At 66.2% G+C, this 4,859-nt stretch carries 6 protein-coding genes; 4 read left to right on the top strand and 2 right to left on the bottom strand.

All coding sequences use genetic code 11. The features are described from left to right. The first annotated feature begins 165 nt into the window (after window positions 1-165). From JHD59_RS21510 to JHD59_RS21495, 4 genes are read left to right on the top strand one after another with little or no spacing between them, the layout of a single operon-like run. Window positions 166-1,143 (top strand): penicillin-binding protein activator, encoded by a 978-nt coding sequence (locus JHD59_RS21510; RefSeq protein WP_233164453.1) that lies wholly within the window; start codon window positions 166-168, stop codon window positions 1,141-1,143. After that, complete coding sequence (locus JHD59_RS21505; RefSeq protein ID WP_071109818.1) at window positions 1,140-1,481, top strand: YraN family protein; 342 nt, start codon at window positions 1,140-1,142, stop codon at window positions 1,479-1,481. Before JHD59_RS21510 ends, JHD59_RS21505 begins: the two co-directional genes overlap by 4 nt. A gap of 21 nt (window positions 1,482-1,502) precedes the next feature. After that, on the top strand, window positions 1,503-2,093 hold the full coding sequence (locus JHD59_RS21500) for a phosphoheptose isomerase (protein WP_043620403.1): 591 nt from the start codon (window positions 1,503-1,505) through the stop codon (window positions 2,091-2,093). After that, window positions 2,094-2,681: a BON domain-containing protein gene (locus JHD59_RS21495; RefSeq protein WP_071109819.1), complete on the top strand. Its 588-nt coding sequence runs from the start codon at window positions 2,094-2,096 to the stop codon at window positions 2,679-2,681. Between the two features lie 54 nt (window positions 2,682-2,735). On the opposite strand, the gene JHD59_RS21490 is transcribed toward JHD59_RS21495, so the two are convergent. Then, a complete protein-coding gene (locus JHD59_RS21490) occupies window positions 2,736-3,938 on the bottom strand; it encodes an EAL domain-containing protein (RefSeq protein WP_106075717.1) in 1,203 nt (400 codons plus the stop codon). A 167-nt stretch (window positions 3,939-4,105) separates the two neighbouring features. Then, a partial coding sequence (locus JHD59_RS21485; RefSeq protein WP_199155764.1) for a Tim44 domain-containing protein occupies window positions 4,106-4,859 on the bottom strand: 754 nt, incomplete at its 5' end.

The raw sequence follows: 4,859 nt of genomic DNA, 5'->3' as shown, positions 1-4,859 counted from the left end.
CCCCCCCCCCCCCCCCCCCCCCCCCCCCCCCCCCCCCCCCCCCCCCCCCCCCCCTTTTTCAAGCAGAAGACGGCATACGCGATAATTGGCGGAGTCTCGTGGGCTCGGAGATGTGTATAAGAGACAGCCCCCGCGCCGGCGCAGACGGCGCCTGCCGCGGCAGCCTTGCCCAGCTCCGCGCCAGCGGCCAGCGCGCCGGCCTTCCGGCCGGCGAACGGTCGGCCCAAGATCAAGATAGGGCTTATCCTGCCCAATGAATCGGCCGCGCTGGGCGAGGCGGCCGCCGTGGTGCGCAGCGGCGTGGAGGCCGCGGCCCAGGTGGACCAAAACGCCGAGCTGGTCAGCGTGGACGCGACTACGGACAATGTGGTGCAGCGCTATCGCGCGGCGGTGGCGGACGGGGTCAATGTGGTGATCGGCCCGCTGTCGCGCGGCGCCATCGCTCAGCTGGCGCCGTCGGTGACGGTGCCGACCCTCGCGCTGAACTCCATCGACCGCGACGCCGCGGCCAATGCCAAGCTGTTTTCCTTGTCGCTGATCGTGGAGGGCGAGGCGCGCCAGCTGGCGCAGCTGATGCGCGATGACGGCCGCGCCAACCCCTTGCTGGTGGTGGGCGGCGATGCTTTGTCGCAGCGCCTGGCCAAGGCTTTTGCCGATGAATGGCGCCGGCTGAATGGCAAGGACGTGCTGCGGCAGGCGTATGATCCCAACAACCTGCCGGCGCTGCTGCAGGCCAGCGGCCAGGCCGATTCCCTGGCCTTGGCGCTGGACGCCGCTCAAGCCGGCAAGCTGAAGGCGGCGCTGACGCCGGACCTGCCGGTATACGGCACCTCGCAGCTGAATGCCGGCGGCAATCAGCCGGAGCTGGCCGGCGTGCGCTTCATCGACATGCCGTGGTTCCTGATGCCGGATCATCCGGCGGTGAAGCGCTATCCGCGGCCGACGACGCCGCTGACCGCGCAGACGGAGCGGCTGTACGCGCTGGGCATCGATGCCTACCGTCTGGCGGTGCTGATGGCGGGCAGCCGTCCCGGCGCGTCGGTGAAGCTGGACGGCGTCACCGGCGATTTGAAGCTGGGCCGCGACCGGGTGTTCGAGCGGCAGCTGCCGGCCGGCGTGATGGGCGGCAACGCGCTGCAATGAACCAAGCCGGGCGCGATGCCGAAGACCGCGCGCTGGCGCTGCTGCAACAGCGCGGCCTGAAACTGGTGGCGCGCAACTGGCATTGCCGCGGCGGCGAGATCGATTTGATCATGCGCGATGGCGACGCCCTGGTGTTTGTAGAGGTGCGCCATCGCGGCGGCGGACGCTTCGGCAGCGCCGCCGACAGCATTACTCAGGCCAAGCAGCGGAAACTGCTGCTGGCCGCCGAAGTCTATCTAGCCAGCCACAACATTCATGCGCCTTGCCGCTTCGACGCGGTGGTCAGCGTGGGCGGCGAGCCGCCGCAGTGGCTGAAGAACGTATTTACGCAGTATTAGTTGAGAAAAGGGGATTCCCCAATGGATCTGATTGACCGGGTCAACGGCCATTTTCTGGAAAGCATCGCCGCCAAGCAGGAGGCGATGGAGCTGCTGTCGCCGGGCGTGGCCGCGGCGGCCGAGCTGATGGTGGCCTGCCTGATGAACGAGGGCAAGATTCTGGCCTGCGGCAATGGCGGTTCCGCCGCCGATGCCCAGCACTTCGCCGCGGAGATGGTGGGCCGCTTCGAGAAGGAGCGGCCGGGCCTGGCGGCGATTTCGCTGGCCACCGATACTTCGGCCTTGACCGCCATCGGCAACGATTACGATTTCGACATGGTGTTTTCCAAGCAGGTGCGCGCCCTGGGCCACACCAACGACCTGCTGCTGGCCATTTCGACATCCGGCAATTCCGCCAATGTGATCGAGGCCATCTACGCCGCGCACGAGCGCGGCATGAGCGTGATCGCGCTGACCGGCAAGGATGGAGGCAAGGTGACGGAAATCCTGTCGCCGGAAGATATACACCTGAACGTGCCGTCGCTGCGCACCTGCCGGATCCAGGAAGTGCATATCCTGCTGATCCACGCGCTATGCGACGCCATTGACTGCATGCTGCTTGGGGGAGAGTAAATGAAACAAACCGTATTCGCATTGCTGCTGGCGGCTGGCCTGGCCAGCGGCCTGAGCGGCTGCGTCGGCCTGGTGGCGGGCGCGGCTGCCGGCGGCGTGCTGGTGGCCGCAGATCGCCGCACCAGCGGCGCTTATGTGGACGACCAGGGCATCGAGCTGAAGTCCGGCGAGCAGATCGCCAGCCGTCTGCCGTCCGCCCACGTCAACCGCAACAGCTTCAACCGCGCCGTGCTGCTGACCGGCGAGGTGCCCACCGAAGAAGCGCGCCAGCAGGCGGAGCTGATCGTGCGCGGCATTCCCAATGTGCGCCGCGTCTACAACTACCTGACGGTGGGGCCGGTTTCCGGCTTCTCCGAGCGCAGCAACGACACCTGGATCACCAGCAAGGTGCGCACCCGGCTGCTGGATGGCAAGGGCTACAACCCCAATGACGTGAAGGTGGTGACCGAGCGCGGCGTGGTCTACATGCTGGGCCTGGTGACGCAGGCCGAAGGCCAGATCGCGGCCAAGGTGGTCAGCGAAACCGCCGGCGTGCAGAAGGTGGTGACCTTGTTTGAATACATTCAGGACGTGACGCCGGCCAAGTAAGGCGGCAATCAAAAAAACAAGCGGCCAACAGGCCGCTTGTTTTTTGTGGCGCGATCAGGCGATGTCGGCCTGCGGCACCAGCAGGTCGGCGCACAGCACATGCATGCACTCGTCGATTTCTATCGCCATCGACATCGTCACGCAGGAGCGCGGGTCGGTCATCGACAGATACGGCTCGCTCATATACAACACGCCGGGCTGGTCCACCGCATGCTGGAAATAGCTGCGGCGCGACCACACCGCGCCGGTGGTGTCGGACAGCGGCGCGTAGCGCGGGTCCGGCGTCGCAGAGGCTTGGCGGTTGTTCAGGTTGCGGCCGATCTGCCGCCCCTCGCTGTTCAGCAGGAAGCAGCGGATCACGTCCGGCAGGCTCAGCATGGGTTTGGCCGCCAGGTCGAACGGCGTGCCTTGCATCAGCGAGATGGCGCTCTGCACGAAGCATTGCCGCGCCAGCTCGATCTGGCGGCGGGTGAGCTTGCGCTTGAGCAGCGCATGCGCCATCAGCTCGTCCCAGCGTTCGTCCAGCTTGGGGGTGATGATGTCGTCGCCATCGGGCTGCTCCGCCGGATGGGCCACAAAATACCCTTGGATCAGGTCGCAGCCGGAGTCCATGGCCACCAGCACATCGCGCTCGGTTTCGATGCCTTCCAGCACCACCAATGCACCGATTTCGTGCATCAAGCGCACCAGGCGCGCCAGCAAGCTGCGGCTGCGCGGCTGATGGATGGCGTTGCGCATCAGCTGGCGGTCGAATTTCACCATCGCCGGCTCCAGCTGGCACACCCGCTCCAGATTGGAGTGGCCCACGCCAAAGTCGTCGATGGCGATCATGAAGCCGTTGTTTTTCAACAGATGCACGCCTTCCAGCAGCGCCTCGTCCACCTCCAGCACATGCTCCAGCACTTCCAGCACCACTTGGTGCGGTTCCAGTCCGGCCTGGCGGATGTTGTTGACCAGCGCCATCGCCCGGTCGGGACGCGACAGCGAAGCGGCGTCGATGTTCAGGAACAGCCAGCGCGGGTGTTCGGACTCCAGCTTGAGGAAGCGCTGGATGTGGGCCAGGCTGACGGCGACGTCCAGCTGATGCCGCTGCTCGGGGGATATGGCGGTGTAGAAGGCTTCGGCGGGCGTGAGCGCGTCCTTGCCTTGCTCGGCTCGCAGCAACGCCTCCACGCCTATGCTGCGTCGATGCGCCAGGCTGTAGACGGGCTGGAAATGGCTGCCGATTTTCAGGCCGGCGTGCTCGAAAGCTGTCATCGCGATGCGGTCTCCCTGTCAGCGGGTTCTTGTTTGACCCGTCCCGCCTTACAAGCAAGCGGCATTCCAGTTTAGTGCATGGACATGAAAATAAAAAACGGGCCTCACGGCCCGTCGTCAACGAGTGTTAAGCGCGACAGGAACGCAACAGCGTCCGCGCGCCTCGTTTAGTCCTGCTGAATGCCCGCCACCAGCCAGCGTCCGCCGGTGCTGCCATCCTTGATGTAATGCCAGATTTCGCTGAACGGCACAACCGGCGCGCCTACTTCTTCGCTCACCTGGCCGGAGAAGCGCACGCTGGCGATGTAACGGCCGTCTTCCACCGTGGCGTCGGCCAGCTGGCAGTCAAGCTGCGAGAAGTCCGCCACGCCGCTGTTGCTGGAGATGTCGCCGATCAGCGCGTTGAACAGGTCCGGCGTCATGTACTTGCGTACTTCTTCCATGCTGTCCGGCGTGTTCAGGCTTTGCAGGTGCAGGAAGGTGGCCTTGGCCTGGCGCAGGAAGTTCGGCGTTTCGGTGCCGTCGGGCAGGCGAGTCTGCGGCGCCGCCGGCGCGGCGTTGAAACCGCCGCCGAAGCCCTGGTTGTTGCCGCCGTTCATGCCGGAGCCGATTTTCGGAATCGGATCGAAGCCGCGCGGCTGTTCGGCCATGCCTTGCGGCATGCCGGCCGGTTGCGGCGCATTGGCGCCCGGCGCGCCGGCCTTGCGGCGGAAGAACATGAAGCCGCCTACCAGCAGCAGGCCCAGCAGGGCCAGCATGCCCCACGGCATGCCGCTATCCTTTTGCTGTTGCGCCGGCGCGGCGTTGCCTGCCGCGTCCTGAGGCGCCGCTTGCTGATTGGCGTGCTGCTTGTCGCTGCCGGCGGAGCCCAGCATGTAGCCGGCGGCCGCGCCTGCCGCGCCTGCGGCCAGCGCGGTGCCG

The sequence above is a fragment of the Chromobacterium sp. ASV23 genome, from assembly GCF_016428945.1.
GTDB classification, from domain to species: Bacteria; Pseudomonadota; Gammaproteobacteria; order Burkholderiales; family Chromobacteriaceae; genus Chromobacterium; species Chromobacterium sinusclupearum.
The sequence above is the reverse complement of the archived record's forward strand: the minus strand, read 5'-3'. Positions and strand labels throughout refer to the sequence as shown.